The sequence below is a fragment of the Chryseobacterium sp. SIMBA_028 genome (assembly GCF_046535285.1).
Taxonomy (GTDB): domain Bacteria; phylum Bacteroidota; class Bacteroidia; order Flavobacteriales; family Weeksellaceae; genus Chryseobacterium.
Map to the genome: position 1 here is coordinate 1 of NZ_JAWRWZ010000508.1, position 257 is coordinate 257.

A 257-nucleotide genomic window follows, 5' to 3' on the forward strand; every position below is an offset into this window, starting at 1 on the left:
ATTTGAAACTCAAAGAGGTCTGGAGATATAAAGATCTGATCTATATGTTTGTAAAACGAGATTTTATATCCAGTTTTAAACAAACTATCCTAGGGCCTATCTGGTTTTTCATCAACCCTATCTTCACGACCATCACTTATCTTATTGTTTTTGGAAGAATTGCCAATTTACCTACAGATGATGCACCACCAATACTATTTTACCTGGCCGGTGTTACCCTCTGGAATTATTTCTCAACCTCATTAATAGGAACATCT

The 257-nt window shown here is 35.4% G+C and carries 1 protein-coding gene; it reads left to right on the forward strand.

From position 1 onward, the window contains the following. Positions 1 to 2 precede the first annotated feature (2 nt). Positions 3 to 257 (forward strand): ABC transporter permease (locus tag SCA31_RS24295; RefSeq protein WP_410699543.1); only part of this gene is annotated, 255 nt, incomplete at its 3' end.